Below are 25,517 nucleotides of genomic sequence, written 5' to 3'. Positions count from 1 at the left end.
TCTATGGCGCATCAGCAGTTAGCAACATTGAAATCCAGACTCACCATCGGAAACCTGCTATTGTTTGCAGGGATAGCAACAGCGTTGGCCACGGGGTACGTGGTGTTCCGTTGGGATATCCTAGGTGGTGCGCTTGCGGCGCTGCTGTGGGCAGCGGTCGCATTCCTTATTGTGCTTTTCAAAAGGCCCGAAATAGGGGTTTTGATAACAGTAGCTTACAGTTTTATTCTTCCCTTTTTTGGCCGGGAGATCGTGTCTGTTCCATTTGGAATAGGTGTCGAAGGGCTTTTGGTGATCAGCTGGATAGCTGCACTGTTTAATGCGTCTGAAGCAGATTGGCGCCATGTGCGTAATGATTTGGTAGGACTTACGCTGTTATGGTTTCTGATTAGTGTGCTGCAGGTAGCCAATCCTTCGGGCGCAAGCGTTATGGGCTGGGTACAGGAGTTGCGGGGTGCTGCACTTCATGCGTTGCTTATCATTCCGTTGGTCTTTCTCGTATTCAATAAAGAACGGCATCTCAATATCTTTCTTGTGCTGATTATCGCCCTGTCGGTGCTCGCCGCGCTGAATGGACTGAGACAGCTGCGCATCGGGTTGTTACCAGGCGAGCAGGCTTTTTTGGAGCAGGTGGCGAGCACACATTTGATATGGGGCAAGTTGCGAGTTTTCTCTTTTTATACCGATGCAGGCATGTTTGGTGCGTCTCAGGCACATATCGCTTTGGTCGCGCTGATTCTTTGTTTTGGACCCTATAAAATTTGGGTAAGAGGGTTGTTGTTGATTGCTGGCGGTATCCTGTTGTATGGTATGCTCATCTCAGGTACGCGAGGGGCGCTCTTTGTGCTGGTCTTTGGCGCATTCTCAGCTATTTTCCTTTTTAAGAACTTTAAGGTGTTGACGCTTGGGTTAATCATGGGGATTTGCGCACTGGCGTTTTTGAAGTATACGCACATCGGTAGCGGCAATTATCATATTTACCGTTTGCGGACCGCTCTTGACCCTCAGGATGCATCACTTAACCTCCGCTTTCAGAATCAGCAAATTTTGAACGATCATCTGAAGAACAAACCGTTCGGCGAAGGCTTGGGCGTGATCGGTACTTGGGGCCACGAATATAACAGTGACAAGTTTATCTCCACCATTGAGCCGGATAGCTACTGGGTGAAAGTGTGGGCAATGTATGGAGTTGTCGGCTTGACTATTTGGTTTTGCATGATGCTGTATATCCAAGGCAAATGCGGCGGGTATATCTGGCGCATCCGTGATCCCGGATTGCGAATAAAACTGATCGCGTTGTTGGCGGGCACCGTAGGGATTTTTGTGTCAAGCTACGGAAACGAGGTTATCAACCGGATACCCGCATCACTCGTGGTGTATGTTTCTTGGGCGTTGATCTACTTGGGCCCCAAAATGGATAGTGAGCGTAGATAGCTAGACCGGTTGGTTATCAATCTTTTAAAAGTAAGCAAATCATATCATGCCATTTGAAATATTTTTAGTTCCAGGTATTATTTGTCTGATTGTTGGGTTTATTCGAGGCATATCAGACTACAAGCGTATAGCGGAGCCGGGCTACTCCGAAACAAGCAAAACACGACAACATGGTGAATGAGAATATCGTCATTGTAGGCCAGCAGCCTTGGGATACGGCAATCGGCAGCAATTGCAAGGATATAGCCCTGGTATTTAGCAAACACAACCGTGTTTTGTATGTCAATTCGCCATTGGATAGGATCACATCGATGCGGTCGCGAAATGATCCAGGGATCCGGAAGCGGCTAGATGTTATTTCCGGCAAATCTGAAGGGCTGATTGAGCTTGCCCCAAACCTTTGGAATCTTTACCCTGATTGTATGGTGGAGTCAATCAACTGGCTCAGCAACAAGTGGCTTTTCGATAAGATCAATCAAGCTAACAACCGGCGTTTTGCCGATGCCATACGGAAAGCACTTAAACGGCTTGGCTTTGACCAGTTCTACCTATTCAATGACAATGAGATCATCAAATGTCACTACTTAGCAGATCTGCTAAAACCCAAGCGCAGCGTGTATTATTCAAGGGACTATATCTTGGCCACGCCGTATTGGAAGAAACATGGCGCTTGGTTGGAACCGCGGGTTATTGCCATGAATGATGTCTGTGTAGCTAACTCGCTGTACTTGGCTGATTATTGTAAGCAGTATAACCCCAACGCACATTATGTAGGCCAAGGGTGCGATTTCCGATATTTTTCTTTTGGTAAAACTTACCCTGTTCCTCCTGAACTGCAAGGTATCGATACGCCGATAATCGGCTACGTCGGTGCGTTGCAAAGTATCCGGCTTGATGTATCGTTGCTTGAGCGGCTGGCGTCTGAGCGTACCGATTGGACGCTGGTGCTGGTGGGACCCGAAGATGAGGTGTTTCAAAAAAGCAAGTTGCACGAATTGAGCAATGTACGGTTCATCGGGCTAAAGCCGCTTTCAACACTGGCACACTACATTAGCCGGTTTGATGTCTGTGTTAACCCACAAGCGGTCAATGACCTGACTATAGGTAATTACCCACGGAAAGTTGATGAATATCTTGCTTTAGGCAAGCCGGTCGTCGCAACACGAACAAGGGCCATGGCAGAGTTTGGCGATATCGTATATTTGGCAGATAGTGCGCACGACTATCCGCGCTTAATCGAATTGGCTTTGCAAGAAGATTCAGTGGCTGTAAGGCGGAGACGCGCCGATATTGCAGGTAACCACACCTGGGAAAATAGCGTTGAAAAAATATATAAGGCAATGAAACTTGCATGAGCTGGTGCTCAGTGAGAATACGACTAAAAATAGCTAATGGACTTTTTTGATTTTTTTTGGTTCGGAATGCAACTGTTAGTGGGCGTACATCTTGTTGCTCCCATACTGCTTTATTTGTTGTATGTAACCATAACCCGGATGCGGCGCAGCCCCATGTCGGGCGGTGCCGCCGTTACTGAAACGGATTACGCAATTATCGTGACGGCCTACGGTCAGGTGGATTCACTGCCCGCAGTAATAGATTCCATATTAAAGTTGCGTTATAACCGGTTTATGGTATATGTCGTTGCAGACAACTGTGATTGCTCCGCCTTGGACATCAAGGATGAACGGATAGTCCTCCTTCAGCCCGAGCAAGTATTAGCCAGCAATACACGGTCACACTTCTATGCTATCGATCGGTTTAGGCGTCCACATGAGCGGCTTACGATTATCGACAGCGACAACTTAGTACATCCCGATTATCTTCGTGAATTGGATCAGTGGTTCAACCGCGGCTTTGTTGCCGTCCAAGGGATACGCAAGCCCAAGAATCTCGACACTACGCTGGCGTGCTTGGATGCTGCCCGCGACAGCTATTACCACTATTACGATGGTGCGCTGTTATTTGGTGTCGGATCTTCCGCTACCTTGGCTGGCTCGGGGATGGCATTCACAACTGAATTGTATAAGCAGTGCCTGGGTAACCTGGACATCACTGGTGCCGGTTTTGATAAAGTTTTACAATATGAGCTTGTAAAACGCAGATATCGCATAGCATTCGCGCCATCCGCCATTGTATATGATGAGAAAACAGCACAGGCTACCCAGTTGGTCAACCAACGTGCGCGGTGGATCAATACATGGTTTAAGTACATGGGATTCGGTTTCCGGCTACTGGCGAGCGGACTACGAAAGTTGGATGTCAACCAGGTGCTATTCGGTTTGACCCTGTTACGACCGCCCTTATTTATCTTTTTGCTGGGTGCATTGTTTTTCCTGATGGTCGACCTCCTTGTTTATCCTTTGCATGCAGCGTTTTGGCTGGTAGGGCTGAGTTTGTTTGTCGTTGCTTTTTTAAATGCATTATGGCATAGTAAGTTAGATCGCCGGGTGTATCGATCGTTATGGCGGATTCCCCGGTTTATGGCCCTTCAGCTTGTTTCACTATTTAAAGCCCGGAAAGCCAACAAAATTTCAGTAGCTACCCAGCATTCGGTGGTCAAACAGATTACGGAGATAGAAAACCTAACGGAAAAATGACGAGGCGGCGTGCGCTTTATCTGATCATGGTGTTGGTGGGTGTGATAACTGCCTACCCATTATTGAAATGGGTCATTTATACGAGCAGAAAGCCCGATTTGGGCAAACTGAACGCCATGAGGCCATTGATTAGCGAGCTTGTTGAAACCATTATTCCAGCGACCGACTCACCGGGGGCCAAAGAAGCGGGCGTAGCTGATTTCGTTATTGGGAAGGTTATTTTTTACCTCGACCGGAGAGAACAGAACTTTTTTATTGATGGGCTTGGCGACATTGAACAACTATCTCGGAAAGGCTATGGGCAATCTTTTATGAATTGCACGATGGACCAGCGGGTGAAAATCCTCGAATGCCTGGAAGACCAGCAGCTGTTTTTGCACCCGTTATTAATTAAGGTGAAGCGTAAATTGTTTGGTTTTTCTTTTATCAGTTACTTAAAAGCCTATACCGTTGAGGGGTATTGCACATCGCTACTGGGAGCCACGCGCTGCTTAAATTATCAAGCCACACCGCAAAGCTATCAGCCCTGTGTGCCGCTCGTCTTGCTCGGTCAACGGTCCTGGGCAACTAAATAACAATAAAGGACGTTCAATATATGAATATCGTCGGCAAAGAAAGAGACAGCAGGACGTACGATGCCATAGTCGTGGGGTCGGGGATAAGTGGCGGATGGGCGGCAAAAGAGCTGTGTGAGAAAGGGCTGAACACCTTACTGTTGGAGCGCGGCAAAAATGTAGAACACGTTAAGGATTATCCCACCGCACATTATCATCCCTGGGACTTTAAATATGGTATTTATCCGTCCAAGCAGGATGAGCAAGAAAGTCCTGTTCAGAGTTTATTCTTTGACGCCGGCAACAAACACTTCTTTGTCAACGATCAGGAACACCCCTATATACAAGAGCGGCCCTTCAATTGGATACGCGGCTATCAGGTCGGAGGGAGGTCGCTGGTATGGGGGAGGCAATGCTATCGTTGGAGCGATCTTGATTTTGAAGCCAACCTAAAGGACGGGATCGGAGTCGATTGGCCGATACGTTATCGCGACATTGCGCCTTGGTACGATTATGTCGAACGTTTCGTGGGCGTCTCGGGCAAAGCGGAAGGCCTAAAGCAATTGCCGGACGGTCAGTATTTACCGCCCTTTGAGCTCAATTGTATTGAAAAGCACTTGGCTCAGTCAATTCATGGGCGCGACGCACAGAAGAAGCTGACTATTGCTCGCGTGGCTAATCTGACGGTACCATGGCATGGCAGAGGCAGCTGCCTGAACCGCAATTTGTGCTCAAGGGGATGTCCCTACGGCGGCTATTTCAGCAGCAACAGTGCCACCCTGCCCACAGCGATGGCTACCGGAAATTTGACACTGCATCCCAATGCTGTGGTCTCCGAAGTATTGTATGACGATGCCAAACAGCGGGCTTACGGCGTGCGGGTTATTGACGCTATCACCTTGGAGACGACCGAGTACTATGCGCGGATTATCTTTTTAAATGCGTCGACGATAGCAACCACGGCCATTCTGCTGAATTCAACTTCAAGCCGGTTTCCGAATGGATTAGGCAATGATAGTGGAGAGTTAGGGCACAACCTGATGGATCACCATTCGTATGCGGGCGCCTACGGCGAACATCGGGGCTTTGCCGATACCTATTATAAAGGGCGGCGGCCGTGTGGCTTTATTATACCACGCTTCCGCAATTTGCGGGGTCATGAGGGACTCCCATTTCTCAGGGGATACAATATGCAAGGGCATGGCGAGCGGCAGGAATGGCAGGAAAGGGGGCAAGTACTTGATGGGTTTGGGACCGTATTTAAAGACCAATTGACGAAACCGGGACCGTGGACGGTATGGATGGGAGGGTGGGGCGAATGCCTGCCGTACCATGATAATCAAGTGACATTGAGCCGGGAAGAAAAGGATAGATGGGGCATGCCAATGGTGAAAATATCTTTCTCTTATCGGACCAACGAGCACGAAATGATGGAAGATATTGAGGAAACAGCCATGCAATTGCTGGAGGATGCCGGTTTTGTCAATGTTTATGGGTTTAATTATTCGAAAGCTGGAGGAAGCACGGTTCACGAAATGGGAACGGCACGGATGGGGCATGATCCAAACACTTCCGTATTAAACAAATTCAATCAGTTGCATGTCGTCAAGAACCTGTTCGTCACCGATGGCAGTTGCATGGCGTCTTCTGCCTGTCAAAACCCTTCGCTTACGTATATGGCGTTGACAGCGAGGGCTTGCCACTTTGCAGTGGAGGCGTTGAAAAGGGGCGATCTCTGACACTTATTCGACCGCGCCCACAGAAGGTCGCTCGGAGTCGCGTGATATTCCGTAGTAATCCGTTGTGAGCCCTGTTACTTTAATTCCCTTATTTTTGTTGGGTGATTGTGAAGAGAGCCTTAGCGTGGTCTCGTCAATAATACCTGCAGCGGCGGCACTTTCGTAGTAAAAGTTGCTGTGCTCGGTTAGATCATCCGTATTGATGGCCATGTAGCTCACAATTGGGCTTTTCGGATGAGGCGCGGGCAAATTGAAGGCTAAATTATTGAATACGTCGCATTTGCCTCCTGAGATTGTATAGGCGTCCAGGACAACGCCGTACCAGTCCGATGATAAGTTTAGGTTGCCGCAGGTGTTGTTAAATACCTTCACATTTGCAACTGTATTTGCACTGTGAATCAGATCTTCAGCAAATGTTTGTACTTCAAAAGCCGAATATTTACGCGAGTTGATTACAATATTATTGTAGATAAGTACCTCTTTAACGGTATTTCCGAAGGAAAAAGGACGCGACCGCAAGGCGTTGCCTTGGTGGTTGGAGATATAATTATTGTGAAATTGGCCGTTCCCATGGATTTGAAACATGGCATTGTGATGCTCATTTTGCGTGTTTACATTATTGATGGTATTGTGATGGATGTTGAATGCTTCTGCATTCGGTACAAATACAATAATGCCTGGAGACGGTGAGTTGTAATAATTGACGTGAGCTATTTCCAGTTCCTTGTACAAACCAATGACCGTGCTGCCCTCTTTCCGGCCGCTGAAATTGATAAATGGCCCTGACGCTTCACAATCCATTTTCAGAATGCGTAAGCTTTTGGTGGCCGTTTGGTCACTGCCATCAAATACCGTTTGATTGTTGTAAGAGATGACGTAGTCGCTGATATTCTTGAAAGCCATATTGCTTAAGGTGACATGATGGATCCGGCCGGAAAGTATTAAGGCCCGGTAAGAATTGTCAAGAAAATTAAATCCTTTTTCATTTCCATTGGTCACATCACCGGTTACTGTTACATGCGATGCATTGGAAATACGTAGCTCGGCATTTTTGCCGGCGAGCGTGATCCGGCCTTGGTTCGTAATGGTCAGTGGGCAGCCCGCTGATCTTTCCAGGTTTCGTATGTCTATCGAGCGGTAATTCCCGCCCTTGATATAAATGGTGGAATGGCAGTCAAAATCTTGTTTCTGACCATCTATAATCAACTCCTCATTGTTCGCTTGGCCTAAATAAACGGCAGGGCCATCGGGTTCGGGCAGACCGCCGTTGTTTGGTGGTGGTGTTCCGGTTACTACCGAATCTTGAGGGGCAGGAGTGATAGCTTTGGGAGATGTGTCGCAGGAAGATGTTACCATCATGATGCAGCCCTTAAGGGCTAATGTCAAAAACAACCTAAGGTCGAACCTTGTCATATCGTATACTGTAAAAAAATGTCTGTTCGGTAAACAGCCTTTCAAAGTAAACGATAATTTCGAACAGTCAGTATATGGATATAAATATTTAAAGAAAATTTTTCTCCTTAGGATTATTTAAAATAGGGGGCTTAAATTCGTTGTATCGTTTTCAAAGTAAAATCCCCCTATTGTTTGGTGACTCATTTTATTTCATACCGAGGCGCCGGCTTACGCGGGAAGAGTTTTCGGAAGATTTCCGGATAAAACTGGATGGCATAGATCCATGGATTAAGCAAACTGACGTTGAATAGCTTCCTGTTGAAGTACTGGGACACGCCGAAGAACACAAAGTTTGTCCCTAAGGTCGCATAAGCGGCACCCAATACGCCCCATCGGCTGATGAAAAAGAAATTTAGCAACATATTAAAAATTCCGGTAAATAGAACGAGGTAAAAATTCAATTTTGTTTTTCCTACTGATTCGAGGATGGTTCCGGTCTGTCTGCTAAACGGAATAAACAGGCTGTAAATAAGTGTGATTTTGAGTAGCGGAATAGCGTCAGCATATTTCTCGCTCGCGACAAAGTGAATAATCGGGTCAGCCAGTATATAAATGAATAATAAAGCAGGCACTAATATTGCGAGGATGCTGCCCACCGATTTTTCGTACAGGTATTTCAGCGCCGTGTTTCCTTCGGTTTCTGCACGTTTTGAGCCCTGCGGGAATACGATTGTTGCCATCGCATTGCTGGGGATATTGGCAAGGTTGCTAATTCGCAGTGCAATATTGAATTTACCTGCGGAAGCAGGGGATAGCAAAGCGCCCAACATCATTTGATCTATCGTGCTTGATAACAAAGCGTTTACTGATGTTCCCATGGCGTATTTCCCGTAATCCAGCATCTTTTTCATCCAGTTGATATGGAGCTTGAGTGATAATGCGGGCAGGTTATGTCGGGCATATCGCCAAGCAGGTATTGTACTGATCGTAGTAGACAGTATGTTGACAAGCACCAAGCTAATCAGAGAAATCTCGATGCCGAGAAAAAAACAGGTCGAGATGTAGGCAAAACTGATGATCTGGCTAGTAAAGCTACAGTAAAACAGCCCTTTGAAGTTTAAATAGGCCTGTTCTACACTATTAAAGAACATTTGGATGCCCGAAATGAAGAAAGCGATGATGTAGAGATAGAGCATTGTAGTGATCGCTGGCGTATCCCAAACATAGCTTAAAATTGGGGCCAATGCCAGTATGATCAATGACAGCAATGAGGTGATGCCTAGGTTGATTAACAGGGAAGTAGAAACGACGGCCGGCTTTTCGCGCTCTTCAACTCCGGCGATAAATTTGATCATTGCATTTTGCAGCAGCCCATTCCGCGTAAGCTCGATGATGGATACAGTAGCCAGGAAAAGCACATAAGTGCCGTACTGCTCCTTGCTGAGTACTCTAATCAAAAAATAAAAGCCGCCGAAGCCGAACGCAACGTTAAAAATGTTTTGGAATAAACTTAACAAGCCGGATTTTATCCAGTAGTTTTTCGTTATATTGCCTCTAATTCCCATGCAGTTTGAAAAAAATGTTAGTGATTCGTTATGGCCTCATGAATAAAATATCCAGATTGTATTTGATTTGCCGATAAAAGTCGCGTGCAACGGATATGAGCAAATTCTTGCTTTGCCGCCAAGCTACGCGGTGCATGGTGCTGGGCTCTGAAATCGAATTAGCTTGTGTGAATAGTCGCTTGAAATCACGATAAAAAAGTCCTTTGCCCCCACATTGAATGAACGATATGCACATTTTGTATTCCGTGCGGTCTCCCTTGAGTCCTTCTGCATATCGTCCGAATTTTGTTAGGAAATCGCTCCTTCTGAGATGAGGATGATCGCTGTAGGCATAAATTTTTGTGTAATGAATACCACTCAAGGGAACAAACATCTCTCCGAAATTCTCGTCGAACGGTTTCAGATAGGGAAACGGTAGGTAAGCATAGTACCTGACGATATCCAAATCACTCCGCTTCTCCATGATACTCAGGGACTTTTCCAGTATCGGTCCGAATGCCTCATGCGGAATGAAGTCTTCTTGCACATACAGCGTATATGGTGTTCTAACCGCATCCTGACCTTTATTCAGGTTGTGCCCCAACCCTTTATTTACTGGAGTGGTGATCAGACGAAAGCCAAACTTTTTTTCCAGGGCCGTAAGGGCGCGGGCATGTTTGGCAGCACTTCCGTCGTCCGATACGACGATATCTCCGAAAGACAGCTGTAGTGCATTAATAGTCGTTAGTAGCTGTTCGAGGGATTGGCTCCTGTTGTAGTGAGTGATTAGCAGCGTAACGTTGGGAAACTCCATATCTATGCCCGGGTCAGTTTTGTGATGTTTTTGTGTCGTGAGGCGGATGTGGGGTAAACATGGAGCCAAGCCGCTTAAGTTCGATCTTGATCCGCGAAGCCAGCGCCTTGCGAAAGCTACCGTCACGCTGAAGGGTTCGCGGACTCGTCCACGCCCTGGACTCATTATTTTTTACCTGTTTTACTTTTCCGTATTGCATCAGATCAAAACATAACCGTCCATCGTCTCCCCAGATCTTATACATCACATAACCGACCTTTAAGCCGAGCTCTTTCACATAACCCATACTGATGCCGTAGGCATTTAAATAAGGACGTTTGAAATGCCGCAATTCCGCAATGATATCTTTCATCCGCTCAAGCAGGTAAAGTTTCCATCTCGGATACCCCTTTTCTGGAATAAACGAATACCTGCCGTAGACACACACTACGTCCGGTTTTTGCAGCATTGCCATCATCTCATCCAGCCAACAGGGAGGATAGATACAGTCGGCATCCGCCAATAGGATATACTTGCCGCTAGCATGCTCTTGCCCCATTTGCCTGGCCGGTCCGCACCCTTGGATAGGCTGGAAAAGCGATTTGACGTGAAGTTTGTCGATAGTTTCCTGTGTGCGGTCCGTCGAGTTGTTGTTGATGACGATGATCTCGAAAGGCAATGAGCTTTCCATCGCGGAAAGACTGGATATGCAGTTCAGAATGTTGACTTCTTCATTCCATGCTGCAATTAAGATCGAGACCAATGGTGATTCGCCACGGTTAAGCTGGTCAAGCCGCCCATTGATGTCATCGAAGCACTTCTCCGGGATTGCTTCGGCCGAAGCGTAAGGATGGATATGTTGTCGTAGCCAAGCAGGGGTTTTTAACATGCTCATATTTCCTTGCGTTTATTTGTTCTGTAAAAGCAGCACCGTGTCGCGCAGCATGCGATATTTCAGGTAAGCCCATCGAAGCGCAGGTAACTGGCGTAAGCGCTGGCGCTTTAATTGGGCTTCCCGCACTTGTCCGGGTTCCTCCAATGGATTATCATGCTCAAAAAGGTCATTGTCATGATGGTAATACAATCCTTTCCCTTTATGGCGTAAGAATGAGCGGCACATTTTCATCTCTGTTACATCGCCACTTAATGTTTCGTAGTAACGACCAAATTTCTCGGGAAACGATCTGCGTTTGAGGTGTGGGTGGTCGCTGTATGCAAAGAATTTGGTGTGGTCAGTGTACCAAGGCGCAATATGGAATACCATTTCTGAAAATCCCTTTTTGTAAGGCTTTAGGTAGGGGAAACGCGCCCAAGGGAATGCATAAAACCTGATAATGTCCCATTCTTCTTCGTGTTCCATGATATTAAAAGCATCAGTCAGCACCGGAATGATGTCGCTCTTGGGGACAAAATCTTCTTGAATGTAAAGGATATAAGGGGTTTTTGCGGCATCTTGCCCCACGTTGATGCTGTTGCCCAAGCCTTTATTTTCGGTTGTTGTTAGCAGCGTGAACCCGAAATCCAATCGCAAGTGGTTCACGTATCTCAAGTGTTCTGAATTACTCCCACCGTCGGAAACAATAGTTTCGGCAAAGGATACGCCGTGTTCGCGTAATTTAGACAACAGCCGCTCTAAAGACTTGCTTCTGTTGAAATGAGTGACCAATAGACTGATTTTATCGAAATGTGTTGTATGTGTAGCCATTATCAATGTGATTAATGTGTATTTTTCTTAAAGGTAGCGAGCTGATAGGTTTGGTCGATAACCTTCCATTTTAGATAGGCATATCGGATGGTCTTTACCGCCCAATTGGAGCTTTGTCGCCAGTTGCTCCTGAATGTAGCCGTGCTTGGCTCGTCTGTTGTGTTTTCTTGGACAAACAATCCATAGTGATTGTCGTAGACCAATGCTCTTCCCTTGTTCTTGATAAAAGAAAGTGCCATAAGCCGCTCGGTCCTGTCACTGTTAACACCTTCTGCATAAGCCCCAAACTTATTCTGGAATTCGTTACGTCGGAGGTGCGGATGGTCGCTGTATACATAGAATTTTAGGTGATTGGCATACCAAGGCATCGGTTTAAATAGTTTTTCAGAATACCCTTTTCGGTATGGCCGGGTATACGGATATGGTTTATAGGCATAAAAACTTACCAAATCCAGCGTGCGGTCGTCTTCCATTAGCTCTAACGCATCGCCAAAGGCACGAGGAAATGCACCGGTTGGTTGAAAATCTTCCTGCACATATAGTGTATACGGTGTTTTGACGGCACGTTGTCCCTTGTTAATGTTATGGCCAAGGCCCCCATTCTTCGCTGCGGTGACCAATTGAATCGGATAAATATCACACAATTCCCTGAGGTGGGCCGAGTGAAGCGCGTTGCTGGCATCATCTGATACCACAATGGCACCGAACGTTAAGCGCTGTTCACTGATGCTTGACAGCAATTTTTCAAGGGAACTGCTTCTGTTGTAGTGTGTAATTAACAATGTTACATCTGGATACTGCATCTTTCAAGCGTTTAGCTGCTGCTCCTGTATAGTTAGTTATCTTACAGAGCTTGTAGCAAGCATGGGCCAAAATTAGTGTAAAGCGCCGTGTGAAATCTTACTTTGTCTCTACTATATTTTGATTTGTAGCGATAAACCGACAACGCTTAAGCTTCGCCTACGCAGCGATCTGTTGAGGCTTCTTGCATCGTTTTTGCATGGTTTAATTCTGCCTGCAGCCTTTTTCCGAGTATCTTTACAAACGCCGGTTTAAAAATTTCCGAATGTTCGCCATCGATATTCACTACCGAAAACCTGTTGAATAACTTCGTATCCCAAGCATTCGTCCGATAGTTAAGGAAATACGTGGTTTTTACCGTTGTCCGGAAGAGCCAGACCGCACCGTCATAATATGGGATGTGGTAATGCCGCATAGCCCGCTCATGCACACACTGAATGGCCTTGATATGCGCCGGCTCCGTGTCAATCAGCTCGGTGTCGGGGAAAAAACGTTTAAAGATATTGTAAATGAAGCCCCTTATGTAATTATAGCGATCGCGAAGATATGTTTTTGGGTACTTGAATAAATAAACAAGTACATGCATTGCCTTCATGTAGATGAATTTCAAGAAATGGCCTAAGCCTCGATTCCATACCGTTTTATAGTCATTGGAGACATTGTGAGGGTAGGAGTCAATAAGACCTACGAAGAGGACCTCTTGCCCTGCGTCTTTAAGCTGCTTAGCCATCTCGATGGCTATGGTGCCTCCCGCTGAATATCCGGCTATGGCGTATGGGCCGGAGGGATAGTGCTTGCAAATTTCATCGACATAGTCTTTTGCGATTTCCTGCACGGTTTCTGCTGGAGCGGTTACGCCGTCGAGTCCTTTGGCTTGCAGCCCATACACTGGCTGATCAGGGTCGAGGTGATTGGATAAGGGTTGGAATGCAAGCACATTCATTCCCGCGCCATGCACGATATAAAGAGGCGGTTTTTTCCCCTCGGGCTTTATGGGCACAAGTAAGTTCCATTGAAGCGTTTCTTCGTCGTCAAGGAGTAAAGCTAATTTTTCTATGGTAGGGCTGTTAAACAAACTAGCTAACGGCAGACGTTTGCCTAGCTGTTTCTCTATCCGTGTTATCACTTCGACGGCAAGGAGGGAATGCCCACCTAACTCAAAAAAGTCGTCGTCTTTCCGAATATCCGTTGTCTTGAAGACAGCGGCCCAAATGTCGAACACTTTTTGTTCATTCGTCGTGAGTGCTGATTCATGGCGAGCCCCTTCAACGGCGGACGAGGTCGAAGGCTTCGGCAAAGCTTTCCGGTCTATTTTACCATTTGCCGTGAGAGGGAAAGCGTCGATCGCTACCCAATCATTGGGAAGCATATAATTTGGTAGTTTGGTAGAAAGTGCTTCTCGCCAAATTTTAACATCTTCTCGCGATATTTTCGTTCGTTCGATGATCAAATAGGCCACAAGACGTTGGTTGCCAGGGGCGTCTTCGCGAGCCATGACGACGGCATTTTTTATGCCGTCCAATGTGGATAAGTGGTGTTCGATTTCTCCCAGCTCAATGCGGTGTCCCCTGATTTTGACTTGATGATCGATACGGCCTAAGCAGAGGTACTCACCATTATCGAGTAAAATGCCGAGGTCACCCGTCGCGTACATTTTTGTGTCGGGCTCCATGATATCCGCAACAAATTTTTCAGCTGTGAGCGCTGGACGGTTTACATAGCCTCGGGCCACACCGCTTCCAGCAATGAAAAGCTGCCCTTCTTGGCCTACTCCCAGAGGCCGGTAGGCCTCGTTCAGTACATACACCCTTGTATTGGCGATGGGTTTGCCGATGGTAATCTGGTCAATAGAATCCTTCGTTAGCTCTTTTCCGGTAGAAAAAATGGTCGTTTCGGTCGGGCCATACATATTCCAAACGGATTGGCATTTTTCAAGTAGTTTATATGCGAGATCTTTTGGGAAGGCTTCGCCACAGCAAATGGCTTTGATAGGCAATTTAGCCGTCCAGCCAGATTCCAGCATCATGCGCCACGTAGCTGGGGTTGCTTGGATAATCGTTGCATGTTCCTTTGTGGCCAAATGGAGCAATTGCTTGCCATCCCGAGCCGTCTCGGCATCCGCCAGTAATAGAGTGGCGCCCGCAATTAATGGCAGGTAAAGTTCAACCCCCGCAATATCGAACGAAATCGTCGTAACGCCGAGTAAGGTATCATTGGTATGAATGCCCGGTTCTTGTTGCACGCTCAATAATAAATTTGAAAGGCTATGATGTTCGATTTGTACGCCCTTCGGATTTCCGGTAGACCCGGAGGTATACAGCACATAAACAAGGTTGTCGCCTTGGATAAGTCGCTGTGGTGTTTCGCTTGGATAAGCGCCCAGATCGGTAAGCAGTTCATCGTAAAGCAACTCCTTCGCCTGGCTGTCGAAAAGACGGCTGTATTTCGATTCGGTCAGCAAGAATTTCGCCGCCGAATCGTGAAGCATAAACTCGATACGGTTAACCGGATAGTTTGGGTCTAAGGGTATATAGGCTGCTCCCGACTTAACGACGCCAAGCAAGGCAATCACCATGTCGATAGAGCGATCCAAGGCTACGCCGATAATAGCTCCTGTCGTCACGCCTTTGGCAACCAAGTAATTCGCCAATTGGTTTGAGCGTTCTTCCAACTCCCGGTAACTTATTGCCTTGTTTTTGAATTTAATCGCGGTTTTATCCGGCGTTGCTGCGGCAATTTCCGTAATATATGCAGTGAAGGGCTTGTCTTTAGGATAGGCTACTTCCGTCGTGTGCCGGCTGATATCGGCTTCAGCGTCCTGATTGATCGAGATATCCATCAGTTTCACGGAAGGCTGCGCAATAACGGTGTTCAAGAGATCTGTAAACTGCCTCATCATCGCCGCAATCGTTGTCGGTTTAAACAACTGTGTGTTGTAAGACCATTCCAATGTCAGCGCTTCTTCAGAACCTGAGACGTTTAAGAAGATGTCAAAAGTTTCGTATTCCCTGGGATTTGATATCAGGCGATGTGTGGTTCCATAGAATGATACATTCGAATTCATCCCCATGTCAATGTTAAATACCACGGAGACCAACGGGATCTGTGACGGGTCGCGCTTGACGTTCAGCTTTTGGAGTAACGTTCCAAATGAGATCTGTTGGTGATCTAAATCATCAAGAATCGCTGATTTGCGTCGCTTTAGGTGATCCAAGAATGATACCTGGCCATCGATCTTACTCCGAATAGGAAGTAAGTTGACGCAATGCCCTACTAAGCTGAAATGTCCGGTGGCAGATTGCCCTGCGGCCGGAAGGCCAATAACAATATCGTCCTGGCCGGTAAGCCGATGAATAAACACTTCATATGCAGTCAATAACGTAATCACGAAGCTACTACCTACTTTAGCGCCCAGTTCCTTGATTTTGGCTGCAAACTCCTTATCAATACGGTAATCATCCCGTCTGCTTTTGTATGTGCGCATTTTCGGACGTGGAAAATCCAAAGGCAATGCCAATTGTGGTATGCCCCCCTTGTATTTGTCGAGCCAATAGCGCGTGGTTTGAATGTAGTCAGCTGAATCGACAAACGAACGTATCTCCTCCGCATAGGTGCTCATAGTTGTCCATTCGGTCGCTTGAGGAATGGTTCCCTGCACAGCCGCTGAATAAAATCTGCTGAGATCTTCAAATATGGTACCTAAGGACCATCCATCACAAATGATATGATGAGCTGTTAGCGTAAACAAGTGTTCGGTGTCGGACAGCTGGAAAAGCGTGGTTCTAACCAACGGGCCTTCTTCAAGATCGAAAGGCGTTTTGGCATCTGTTTCATGGTATTTGTCAAGCTGTTTCTTTTGAATATCAAGGGGCAGCGACCTTAAGTCTTTGACAATAAAGTTGCTTTTACCTTTCATATAAATGTAGATGGACCGGCCGTCCCTGCTGAACGAACAACGAAGAGCTTCATGCCGCTGGATAACAGTACGCATAGCATCACTTAGCGCCGTTATATCGAGTACGCCCGAGAAGCGGATGGATACCGATTCGTTGTATGCTCGGTTAGCTTCATCGCCGCCGATCATACATGATAGCCATATTTCTTGTTGGGGCTCAATAGGGGAGATGATCTTTTCAATTTCACCGCCGGAAAACGGGTCGTAAGCAACCGGAATTAGTTGCAAATTTGTTGTTGAGTTCATCTTCTTATTGGTACGCTACCTGTAAATACTGACCGGGATTTTTGGTGTCTTCAACAAACCAAGCTGGATTCCCTTCCTGATCTTTTCCAAGCCGCGCATTGGGAAATGGCGGTTCCATTGTGGGTGCCGAGGTAAGTGACCGATTATTGGCTTGGCCATCTCGGTAAGTAGGTATGAAACCAGCTTCAATCAGTTCTTTTAAGCTTTCCTCAAATGCCTGGATGATGCGTTCAATATCCGCTTTTTCGTGCGCAGTTGTCAGGAAACAAGGGAACCCGTCCAGAATGTGGATACCCTTGTAGCGCATGAGTGCAAAAAGCAGTTCGGTATAAGGATACTCTTCTTTGTATTTGATCTTCCAAAGTGAACCGAACTGGGCCACAAAGATAGGGGTTCCATACCGTTCCGAAATCGCATTAAGTCGGTTTGCCAGGTATTCGGTGTTCCGATTCAGGTTTTCCTGCAATTGCGGTCCTTGTGCCTTCAGGTATTCGAGCGATGCCTTGGTGGTTGCAAGTGCGAGCGGGTGCCGTACAAATGTACCTGCGAAGTAGGTCACGCCGGCTTCGGGCATGGATTCGTCACCGAATTGCCAGAAGCCGCCGTCAAGCGCATCCATAAAGCGTTTTTTACCGGCAATGATACCAATGGAAATACCGGCCCCGGCTACTTTCCCGTAAGTTCCGATGTCGGCCGTGATGCCGAAAAGTCCCTGCGCACCGCGAGGGTGGAAGCGGAAGCCAGATATAACTTCATCGAAGATCAATGCGGTGCCGGACTGTTCAGTGATTTCACGCAAGGCTTTGAGAAACTCAATGGGCACAAATTCGGGCCTGCGGCTTTGGATCGGTTCAACAAGCACGGCGGCGAGCTCGTTTGCCCGCTCGCGAATGATGCGGAGCGACTCCTCAGTGCCGTAATCGAGTATCAACATGTTCTGCACGGCCTCTGGCATGATGCCTGGGGCTGCGGGAAACGATTTCAGTTTTTTGGTGCCGCGTACAATTACTTCGTCTACGATGCCGTGGTATGAACCCGAGAAGGCAACAACGGTAGACCGGCCGGTAACGGTGCGCGCAATCCGCATTGCACCCAAGACCGCTTCCGATCCGGTGTTGCACAGGCCTGCACGGTCCATGCCGGTAAATTCACAGATAAGTTTGCAGACTTCTCCTGATTTTTCGTGCTGGGGGCCGATTTCATAACCCTCTTCAATCTGACTGAGCAGGGCGTTTTTTATGACCTCCGGTTGGTTGCCCAACATACTGGAGCCAAAACCGTTCAGTGCGTCGATGTATTCATTGCCGTCGATATCCCAGAGCCTGCAACCCGCAGATTTGTTGACCACTAACGCATAGGTCATTTCCTTCGTTAAAGGCTTAAACCCCGATACAACACGTGGATCGGCCATGTAAGCCCGATGTTCTTGGGTGTAAGCTTTGCTTCTGGCAGTTTTGTTGACATAGTTCTCAATCAGGTTGTTGAGATATTCATGCTGTTGGCCGGACAAATTTGATGCGTGCTTCTCGATGCGAGCGGTGGCACCGAAGGGTTTCTTGAGCTCAACCAGTTCTTCATTTGAAAGTGCCACGTTGGTTGCATCGGCTGGTTTCGGTGCCGGTGCGGCGGCGGCGGCCAGTGAAGTCAATCCGTGAGGCGCTGTAGCATGCTGCATGATTGGCTGCTGATTGCCCGGCATATTGACCCCCTGGAGCAATGCAATTTGCTGGGATATCAGGTTAATTTGCTGTGAAATAAGGGCTATACTGTCGTATGCCACCTGAGAAGCAGCACCTGTGGATTGCGGATTGAATACCGGCTGCTGAAAGGAAGCGACAGCGTGCCCTGGCGTGGGCGCATGCTGGTCAACCGGCTGGACGGATGGCTGAGCCTGAGCCGGTGGCTGCGGAGCGCTATATTGATTTGCAGGAAGATTTTTGTCTAAGTAATCTGCCAGAAGATCGAGATTATAATATTCTTCATTCAATTTCCGGAATGTAATCGGCAGATTAAATTCCTTTTTTAAAGTTTGTGCAACCTGCGTCAGCAAGAGCGAATCAAGTCCGATTTCGATGAAGCTGTCATGTATGGCGGTATCATCTATGCCAATGCCGGACGCTTCGTCCAAAATCTCCCTAATCTTGTTGATGAGTATTGTTTTTCTCATGGTATCATGTTGTTTTTGAGTCTGTTCTGTTAGGGGTTCCGGCCGTTTGTGCTGCACTGGGGCCGTTTCTTTCGGCTGCGGAGCCAGCCAATGATAATTCCTTTCGTACGCATACGTAGGCAAATCGGTAAGCAACGCCCTGCGCTGACCATGGATAGCGCTCCAATCTGGAGAGCATCCCAATGACCAAACTCGTCCAAGGCTTTCATACAAGGCGGTCAGTTCATCCACTGACGCGGTACTACGGATGCCACTGATGACCCTCGATGCTTCGATGCTGGCATGTTGTTTTACCAAAGTGGCTGTCGCTGCACCGGGCCCTACTTCCAAAAAGATGCCGGGTATTTCCCGTGAGGCAAAAGTGGCCGCCCCCGAGAAATCGACCATCTCGCGTATATGGCGTACCCAATACTCGCTGCTCGTAGCTTCGCTATCAGCCAAAAAAGTGCCCGTTACAGTTGATATCACCGGTTTTTGGGGTACGTGTTTTGGTTTCTGATTGACGACTGCCTTGAATTGGTTCAATATAGGGTCCATCATGGACGAGTGGAAGGCGTGGCTTGTATGAAGTAAGCTGGTCTTAATGCCTTCACGTTCGAGCTGGCGAATGTAATCGGCAACTTGATCGGTAGGGCCTGCAACGACGCACAGGTTTGGCGCATTATTGGCGGCTATTGACAACCCTTCAGGAAGCGACGGTGCAATCAATCTGGCGGATTCCCGGATAGCCGCCATACTGCCGGTAGGCAGACCGCTGATCAGCCGGCCACGCATTGCTACAAGTGCCAGCGCATCTGAAAGCGAGAAAATACCGGCGAGGCAGGCGCCGACAAACTCGCCGACGCTGTGTCCCATGAATGCCGTTGGCTGTATGCCCCAGCTCATCCAAAGCGTTGCCAATGCATATTCGGTGACGAAGATCGCAGGTTGCGTATATTGGGTATGCTGAAGCCGTTGGGCGTCATCTGAAAACATCACCGCTCTTATATCTTCCTGTAGCGTATCTGCCAGCAAGGCAGCGCACGTGTCAACGGCGTGCCGGTATGCACTGAAACGCTCATAGAGTTTTTTACCCATATTGGCGTATTGCGAACCTTGGCCGGGAAACATGAAAATGATGTCTGATGTTTGCTCATTCAGGTAATGTTGTCTCGAGCACCCATTTGTTAGCTGTTTCTGCAAATCGTCGCGGTCAGCTGCGACGACAAAGTGGCGGTGGTTCAGCGGCTGTCGTGTAGCGTTTAGGGTCGCAATGACATCCCCAACGGCTATTTCGGGATGGCTTTTCAGGTAAGCGCCCAGTTGCTTTCCGTAGGTCACTGCGGACTGTTCGGTAGCGGCAGACCAATTGACCAGGTACGGGCACCGTTCATCATCAGTTGATGGATCTGCCGTTTTGGTCAGCGCATGCGCATATTCTTCCAGTACGACATGCACGTTGGTTCCACCCACGCCAAATGAGCTCACGCCCGCGCGTCTGGGTGCCGCGCTTTCCCAAACGGAGAGCCTATCATTAACCTCAAAGGGGCTGTTTTCGAAATCAATAGCCGGATTGGGCCGTTTGTAATTGATAGAAGCCGGTATTTTTTTGAAATGCAGGATCAGGGCCGTCTTGATCAACCCCGCGACGCCGGCGGCATGGGTAAGGTGTCCCATATTGCTTTTGAGCGAGCCAATTTTGCAATATTGTTGGGTAGCCTGCTGGCCGAAAGCCATTTTCAGTGCTTCTATCTCGATCGGGTCGCCCAGTGGCGTTGCGGTGCCATGGGTCTCAACATATCCGATGGTTTCGGGTGATACCTCTGCGTCATCCAATGCCATTGAAACGGCTGACGCCTGCCCCGCAGGGCTGGGCGCCGTGAAGCTTGCCTTTACCCCACCGTCATTATTGACTCCTATTCCTTTGATTATCGCATAGATTTGGTCACCGTCTTGTGCTGCATCGGACAGTCTTTTGAGCACGACCACCCCTGCACCGTCACTGAAAACGGTGCCTTTTGCGTCTTCGTCAAATGGTCGGCAATGTCCATCGTCGCTGAACATGGCCCCTTCTTCATAAACATGACCACTGTTGATAGGCGCCGTGATGGATATACCACCTGCCAGTGCAACATCACATTGGCCGGTGCGGAGCCCTTCAACTGCTTGGGCTGCCGCTAACAGTGACGTGGAACATGCGCTGGAAACACTTACCGCTGGCCCTGTGAGGTTCAACTGGTAGGCTGTTCGGGTTGCTAAGTAATCTTTTTCGTTGAGGGTCAGGGCTTGGAAGGCCCCGGTTTTGGCCACTTCTCCGGGATTGCTCAATACGTTGTTTAGGTAGTACGTGTTGCTGCCCGATCCGGCGTAAACGCCGACAATGCCTTGATATACGGCTGGTAGGTGACCGGTGGATTCCAATGCATCCCGGCAGATTTCCAGGAATATCCGTTGCTGGGGATCCATGATCCGGGCTAAGATTGGCGTAATACCGAAAAGCCGTTCATCAAACCATTCAGCGTTTTCCAAGATGCCCCTTGCTTTGACATAGTTCGGATCGCTGCGTTCGGCAAGGGGGATGGATGGGTCTAGCTCGTCTTCGGTGAAAAATTTTATGGTCTCGCGCCCTTCCTTTAGGTTGTCCCAAAACTCCCATACGTCTTTTGCCCCGGGGAAACGCCCAGCAAACCCTACAATAGCGATTGGTTCGGCTTGTTTATTTTTCTGCGCTTTCATGTCGGGGCGTATCCGCGGGTTTACCTCACCTTGGCCTTCGAGATAGGACGAAATCCCGGCGATAGTCCCGTACTGGTAAAGTTTGGTAATCGGCAGGCTTATCTTATGCTGCTGCATCAATGAAACGACGGTTTTTTGGGCAAGCAGGGAATTACCGCCCAGCTCGAAGAAATTGTCATCGATTCCCACCCGGTCAATGTTGAGCAAATCCTTCCATATCGTAGCTAAATGGCGCTGAATGATCGATTTTGGTGCCCTGTATGGGATTTCGCTATCAGGGCGTTTCATTTCGGGAGTGGGCAGGGCCTTGCGATCGACTTTCCCGCTTGACGTTTTCGGGAAGGCATCCAACTGGACAAAAACCGACGGTACCATATAATCAGGCAGCCGCTTTCGCAATGCCTTTTGGAACGTAGGCGGATCGAAGGTTTGGTCCGGATTAAGCAAAAGATAGGCGGCGAGTTTCCGTTGGTCAGCGGTTTGTCCTACGGCAGTGACTACGGCATCTTTGACTTCCGGCAGTTGGATAAGTGCATGTTCGATTTCGCCCAGTTCAATGCGGTAGCCACGTATTTTTACTTGATGGTCGATGCGGCCTAAAAATTCGATCGCTCCGTTTTCGAGGCGTTTGGCCAAATCCCCGGAGCGGTATATCCTTATTGTGCCATGCGCTGGGTGTGTCCAGTGAATAAAGCGTTCTTCGGTCAGTGCCGTATTATTGAGGTATCCATCGGCAAGGCACATACCGGCAATATAAAGCTCGCCGATTTCACCGTCTTTTACCAGCCTTTGTTGTTCATCCAGGATCAGCAAATCTACATTGGATATCGGCGCACCGATGCTCGGTAGCTCCGGCCACGTTAAGGGAGGGCCTTCGAGTTTGAGTGACGACACGACGTGCGCCTCGGTAGGCCCGTATTGGTTGTAAAGAACAGCGTCCGGGATACGCTCAAAAAAACTGACGATTTGCGGTGTGACTTTCAGTTGCTCGCCCGCAGTCATGATTTCTTGCAAACATCGCGGATATAGGTTAGAAAACGCTGCCGTGTCTGCCAGCAGCTGCAACGCCACAAAGGGCAGAAATAGCCTATTGATTCCACGTTGTTCAATAAACTTCAACAGCTCAATTGGATTGAGCCGTAAATCGTCCTCAACCAACACCAGTGTACCTCCGGTGGTCAGTGTAGCGAAAATTTCCTGGAAAGAGACATCAAAGGTGAGCGGTGCAAACTGAAGGGTTTTCGTTCCTGTGGCCGCAACAGAATGGTTTCGTTGCCATTGTAAGAGATTCGCCAAAGCTGTTTCACCCATTTTTACACCTTTTGGCTTACCTGTTGAGCCCGAAGTGTAGAGGATATAGCCTGCGCAGCTGGTCGCCTTTGGGACCGTTGTCGCATGCTCTGTTGCCGTTGGCAACGTTATCGGTGCCAGCCCCAGTTTTTCAAATCGGTTGGTATCTCCCAAAGAGCAAGCGATGTGACGAATGCCTGAATCGGCGATGATTTGTTGCAACCTTTCGTCAGGATGGGCGGGATCGAGGGGCAGGTAAAAACGACCCGCCTTCAGTATTCCCAAAAGAAAAACCACCATATCCGTGCATCGCGTGGTGCTCACGCCCACTATCATTTCATCGGGGGCGTATTGTGCCAAAGCGTTTGCTACGCTGTCGGATCGCAAGTCTAGTTCGCGGTAAGTCAGGCTATCCGTATTAAACTCGATGGCAATAGTATCGAGATGTCCGGCCTGTAAAACAGTGCTGAACAGGTCAGTGATAGTGAAAACCGGCTGAAATCCGTTTTGCCGTAAACCCATAGGAAGCTGCTTTTTTTAAAATAGTTTCCCAAAGGTATCCTGAATGTTCCATCGTTGTCTTCTATTTGGGTTGATAAATTTTATTTTGTCGAAATACGTCTACACAGCAGTGAGTAATTTTGGGAATATGCCCCTGTTTGTAGTAGAAAATTGACGTTTTCTCACAATTAATCAGCTTATTATCGGTGCCGCTTGATGAAAGGATTAGCTTTGTGCCGTTTTAGTAAAGGCAAATCAGTTGAATTAACATAGTTGCATGGTTTCCATCATCACCGTCAATTACCATCAAAACAGCATGACCATTGACTTGCTCAGATCTATACGGGCATACGCTGGGCCTGATGTAGAAGTCATCGTTGTCGACAACGGCAGTACCGAAGATTATGGCGATCTTTTTAGAGCCGAATATTCCAATTTGATTTACATCCGGTCCGAAAAAAATCTCGGTTTTGCCGGCGGAAACAATTTGGGTATTAAACAGGCCAAGGGCGATTATCTGCTGTTTCTGAATAATGATACCGAAATTACAGCAGGGTTCATTTTCTCGATGCGCGGTGAAATTGAACGCCATGCCGACATCGGCCTCCTTTCGCCGCTTATCCTATATTTCGATGACAAACGCAAGATCCAGTATGCTGGTTATACACCGATAAACTACTTTACCGGCCGTAATAAAGGCCTCGAGGTAATGGAAGATGACCAAGGGCAATATGACCATACTACCAACGAGACCGGCTACTGCCACGGGGCAGCCATGATGTGTCGCAAGACCGATTTGGATAGGGTAGGGTTGATGGAGGAACATTTTTTCCTCTACTACGAAGAACTGGATTGGTGTGAAAAGTTCAAACGTGCCGGGCTAAAAATGGCCTTTACCGGAAAAGCCAAAATCTACCACAAGGAATCGATGAGCGTAGGTAAGGAAAGTCCTTTAAAGACTTATTTCCTGATGCGCAACAGGTGGCTGTTCATCCGGCGCAATGCGCCCTTGCTGGCCAGGTTTTTCTTTAGTTGCTATTACCTGCTTATTCCCACGCCCGTTGCCATCATCCGATACCTGGCCAAAGGAAGGATTGATTTGGCCAAGGCCGCCCTAAAGGGAGTCATGTGGAATATTACACACGCCACAAAAAGTAATGATTTGGGGATAAAACTCCCCACAACCTGATTTAGCGAATGTCAGTTTTTGCCAGTTCTTCCCGGATAGTCGTTGTCAGCTGACTGCTCGCTTCTACCAAGGGTAACCTGACCGATGCTCCGCAGATGCCCAGTTCGCTAAGCATGGTTTTTATCCCCGCAGGGTTGCCTTCGGCAAAGCACAGCTCGGTGATACGAATCAATCGGTTATGTATTGTCCGGGCTTCTTCATATCGGTTTTCATAGCATAGTTTGGCAAGCTGGGACACCGCCGTAGGGAAAGCATTGCCTACTACCGAAATGATCCCTGCCGCACCCAAAGCCATCATGGGCAAGGTAACCGGATCGTCTCCCGAAATCAATAAAAATTCATCGGGTTTGTCACGCAGGATTTTGCTGAACTGGTCAAAGCTGCCAGACGCCTCCTTTGTGCCCACAATATTCGGAAATTCTTTTGCCAGCCGCACGGTGGTTTCAGCGCTTATGCCGCTACCTGTGCGGCCGGGTACATTATACAAAATGAGTGGGAGGGGAGTGGCTGCCGCTATCGCTTTATAATGTTGGTAAATACCTTCCTGTGTCGGTTTGTTGTAATAGGGGCTTACGGATAGGATAGCTGTGTAGCCATCACAATCAAACGCGTTTAATTGGCGTACGACCTCAACGGTATTGTTGCCGCCGATACCGGCAACGAGCGGTATGCGCCCCGCTGCTTTCTCCGCGGTAAATTTCCATATCGCCTTTCGTTCGTCTTCGGTCAGCGTGGCCACCTCACCGGTAGTGCCCAGTGAAACCAGGTAATCCATCCCACCGTTGATTTGGTGTTCAATGAGCTTTTCCAAGCCCAGGTAATCAATTGTTCCATCCGAATGAAAGGGGGTAACCAGTGCCACCCCGGCACCATAAAGTTCGTCCATTATGAT

Annotated in this window: 15 protein-coding genes; 6 read left to right on the top strand and 9 right to left on the bottom strand. The window is 48.0% G+C overall.

Annotation, left to right across the window (positions count from 1 at the left end; translation table 11 throughout):
• Nucleotides 1-3: 3 nt before the first annotated feature.
• The 5 genes from B5X72_RS09315 to B5X72_RS09295 all read left to right on the top strand — a co-directional run bounded on the left by B5X72_RS09315 (nucleotide 4) and on the right by B5X72_RS09295 (nucleotide 6,324).
• Nucleotides 4-1,434 (top strand): O-antigen ligase family protein, encoded by a 1,431-nt coding sequence (locus tag B5X72_RS09315; protein ID WP_079716613.1) that lies wholly within the window; start codon nucleotides 4-6, stop codon nucleotides 1,432-1,434.
• Between the two features lie 170 nt (nucleotides 1,435-1,604).
• On the top strand, nucleotides 1,605-2,789 hold the full coding sequence (locus B5X72_RS09310; RefSeq protein ID WP_079716612.1) for a glycosyltransferase: 1,185 nt from the start codon (nucleotides 1,605-1,607) through the stop codon (nucleotides 2,787-2,789).
• 66 nt (nucleotides 2,790-2,855) lie between these two features.
• On the top strand, nucleotides 2,856-4,031 hold the full coding sequence (locus B5X72_RS09305) for a glycosyltransferase (RefSeq protein ID WP_233632466.1): 1,176 nt from the start codon (nucleotides 2,856-2,858) through the stop codon (nucleotides 4,029-4,031).
• Nucleotides 4,028-4,606: a gluconate 2-dehydrogenase subunit 3 family protein gene (locus B5X72_RS09300; protein ID WP_079716610.1), complete on the top strand. Its 579-nt coding sequence runs from the start codon at nucleotides 4,028-4,030 to the stop codon at nucleotides 4,604-4,606. The genes B5X72_RS09305 and B5X72_RS09300 overlap by 4 nt, the downstream gene beginning before the upstream one ends.
• Nucleotides 4,607-4,626: 20 nt before the next feature.
• Nucleotides 4,627-6,324, top strand: coding sequence for a GMC oxidoreductase (locus B5X72_RS09295; RefSeq protein WP_079716609.1), 1,698 nt, complete (start codon nucleotides 4,627-4,629; stop codon nucleotides 6,322-6,324).
• A gap of 3 nt (nucleotides 6,325-6,327) precedes the next feature.
• Here B5X72_RS09295 and B5X72_RS09290 read toward each other — a convergent pair whose 3' ends face one another.
• From B5X72_RS09290 to B5X72_RS09255, 8 genes are all read right to left on the bottom strand, one after another.
• Nucleotides 6,328-7,683 carry a hypothetical protein gene (locus B5X72_RS09290; protein ID WP_079716608.1) on the bottom strand — a complete coding sequence of 452 codons (1,356 nt, stop codon included), beginning with the start codon at nucleotides 7,681-7,683 and terminating at the stop codon, nucleotides 6,328-6,330.
• Nucleotides 7,684-7,919: 236 nt separating this feature from the next.
• Complete coding sequence (locus tag B5X72_RS09285; protein WP_079716607.1) at nucleotides 7,920-9,284, bottom strand: flippase; 1,365 nt, start codon at nucleotides 9,282-9,284, stop codon at nucleotides 7,920-7,922.
• Between the two features lie 28 nt (nucleotides 9,285-9,312).
• On the bottom strand, nucleotides 9,313-10,077 hold the full coding sequence (locus B5X72_RS09280; RefSeq protein WP_079716606.1) for a glycosyltransferase family 2 protein: 765 nt from the start codon (nucleotides 10,075-10,077) through the stop codon (nucleotides 9,313-9,315).
• A 13-nt stretch (nucleotides 10,078-10,090) separates the two neighbouring features.
• Nucleotides 10,091-10,951, bottom strand: coding sequence for a glycosyltransferase family 2 protein (locus B5X72_RS09275; RefSeq protein ID WP_079716605.1), 861 nt, complete (start codon nucleotides 10,949-10,951; stop codon nucleotides 10,091-10,093).
• A 12-nt stretch (nucleotides 10,952-10,963) separates the two neighbouring features.
• The gene (locus B5X72_RS09270) at nucleotides 10,964-11,761 is read right to left on the bottom strand and encodes a glycosyltransferase family 2 protein (protein ID WP_079716604.1); all 798 of its coding nucleotides are present in this window, start codon (nucleotides 11,759-11,761) and stop codon (nucleotides 10,964-10,966) included.
• 11 nt (nucleotides 11,762-11,772) lie between these two features.
• Complete coding sequence (locus tag B5X72_RS09265) at nucleotides 11,773-12,564, bottom strand: glycosyltransferase (protein WP_079716603.1); 792 nt, start codon at nucleotides 12,562-12,564, stop codon at nucleotides 11,773-11,775.
• A gap of 146 nt (nucleotides 12,565-12,710) precedes the next feature.
• Entirely contained in the window at nucleotides 12,711-16,763 is a 4,053-nt protein-coding gene (locus B5X72_RS09260) for a non-ribosomal peptide synthetase (RefSeq protein WP_079716602.1), read from the bottom strand.
• A 4-nt stretch (nucleotides 16,764-16,767) separates the two neighbouring features.
• Nucleotides 16,768-23,457, bottom strand: a complete 6,690-nt coding sequence (locus tag B5X72_RS09255; protein WP_079716601.1) for a type I polyketide synthase — start codon at nucleotides 23,455-23,457, stop codon at nucleotides 16,768-16,770.
• A 256-nt stretch (nucleotides 23,458-23,713) separates the two neighbouring features.
• On the opposite strand from B5X72_RS09255, the gene B5X72_RS09250 reads away from it, so the two are divergent.
• Nucleotides 23,714-24,625 carry a glycosyltransferase family 2 protein gene (locus B5X72_RS09250; protein ID WP_079716600.1) on the top strand — a complete coding sequence of 304 codons (912 nt, stop codon included), beginning with the start codon at nucleotides 23,714-23,716 and terminating at the stop codon, nucleotides 24,623-24,625.
• A gap of 1 nt (nucleotide 24,626) precedes the next feature.
• Here the strand turns inward: B5X72_RS09250 and dapA are convergent, their stop codons facing one another.
• On the bottom strand, nucleotides 24,627-25,511 hold the full coding sequence (gene dapA, locus B5X72_RS09245) for a 4-hydroxy-tetrahydrodipicolinate synthase (protein WP_079716599.1): 885 nt from the start codon (nucleotides 25,509-25,511) through the stop codon (nucleotides 24,627-24,629).
• Nucleotides 25,512-25,517: the final 6 nt, after the last annotated feature.

It is taken from the genome of Parapedobacter luteus (assembly GCF_900168055.1).
Taxonomy (GTDB): domain Bacteria; phylum Bacteroidota; class Bacteroidia; order Sphingobacteriales; family Sphingobacteriaceae; genus Parapedobacter; species Parapedobacter luteus.
The sequence above is the reverse complement of the archived record's forward strand: the minus strand, read 5'-3'. Positions and strand labels throughout refer to the sequence as shown.

Excerpts from the sequence above, each read along its gene's own strand:
- B5X72_RS09315 (WP_079716613.1), top strand. The coding sequence starts at position 4 with ATGGCGCATCAGCAGTTAGCAACATTGAAATCCAGACTCACCATCGGA.
- B5X72_RS09310 (WP_079716612.1), top strand. The coding sequence starts at position 1,605 with ATGGTGAATGAGAATATCGTCATTGTAGGCCAGCAGCCTTGGGATACG.
- B5X72_RS09305 (WP_233632466.1), top strand. The coding sequence starts at position 2,856 with ATGCAACTGTTAGTGGGCGTACATCTTGTTGCTCCCATACTGCTTTAT.
- B5X72_RS09300 (WP_079716610.1), top strand. The coding sequence starts at position 4,028 with ATGACGAGGCGGCGTGCGCTTTATCTGATCATGGTGTTGGTGGGTGTG.
- B5X72_RS09295 (WP_079716609.1), top strand. The coding sequence starts at position 4,627 with ATGAATATCGTCGGCAAAGAAAGAGACAGCAGGACGTACGATGCCATA.
- B5X72_RS09290 (WP_079716608.1), bottom strand. The coding sequence starts at position 7,683 with ATGATGGTAACATCTTCCTGCGACACATCTCCCAAAGCTATCACTCCT.
- B5X72_RS09285 (WP_079716607.1), bottom strand. The coding sequence starts at position 9,284 with ATGGGAATTAGAGGCAATATAACGAAAAACTACTGGATAAAATCCGGC.
- B5X72_RS09280 (WP_079716606.1), bottom strand. The coding sequence starts at position 10,077 with ATGGAGTTTCCCAACGTTACGCTGCTAATCACTCACTACAACAGGAGC.
- B5X72_RS09275 (WP_079716605.1), bottom strand. The coding sequence starts at position 10,951 with ATGAGCATGTTAAAAACCCCTGCTTGGCTACGACAACATATCCATCCT.
- B5X72_RS09270 (WP_079716604.1), bottom strand. The coding sequence starts at position 11,761 with ATGGCTACACATACAACACATTTCGATAAAATCAGTCTATTGGTCACT.
- B5X72_RS09265 (WP_079716603.1), bottom strand. The coding sequence starts at position 12,564 with ATGCAGTATCCAGATGTAACATTGTTAATTACACACTACAACAGAAGC.
- B5X72_RS09260 (WP_079716602.1), bottom strand. The coding sequence starts at position 16,763 with ATGAACTCAACAACAAATTTGCAACTAATTCCGGTTGCTTACGACCCG.
- B5X72_RS09255 (WP_079716601.1), bottom strand. The coding sequence starts at position 23,457 with ATGGGTTTACGGCAAAACGGATTTCAGCCGGTTTTCACTATCACTGAC.
- B5X72_RS09250 (WP_079716600.1), top strand. The coding sequence starts at position 23,714 with ATGGTTTCCATCATCACCGTCAATTACCATCAAAACAGCATGACCATT.
- dapA (WP_079716599.1), bottom strand. The coding sequence starts at position 25,511 with ATGGACGAACTTTATGGTGCCGGGGTGGCACTGGTTACCCCCTTTCAT.